The 243-nt window shown below is 46.1% G+C and carries 1 protein-coding gene; it reads right to left on the bottom strand.

From position 1 onward, the window contains the following. A partial coding sequence (locus ACFOSE_RS03400; protein WP_380430517.1) for a DDE-type integrase/transposase/recombinase occupies positions 1 to 243 on the bottom strand: 243 nt, incomplete at both ends.

The raw sequence follows: 243 nt of genomic DNA, 5'->3' as shown, positions 1-243 counted from the left end.
TTGATGGAGCGTGTCCAGCACAAAGTCCGTATCCTGGCAATCTGAGATGGTATAAGCTACAATCTCACGATTATAGAGGTCCATGATGGAGGACAGGTAAAGTTTACAGGTCCCAAAGTAAAGGTAAGTGATGTCCGTCACCAGCTTCTTCAGTGGCTTATCTGCTTGAAAATCTCGATTTAGCCTGTTCTCCGTCACATAGTAAGACTGACCTAGATTCGGCACCTTCTTAGGACGTGTCCG

The sequence above is a fragment of the Streptococcus dentapri genome (assembly GCF_042649885.1).
GTDB lineage: Bacteria > Bacillota > Bacilli > Lactobacillales > Streptococcaceae > Streptococcus > Streptococcus dentapri.
Note: the sequence above shows the minus strand (reverse complement) of the source record. Positions and strands in the feature narration are given on the sequence as shown.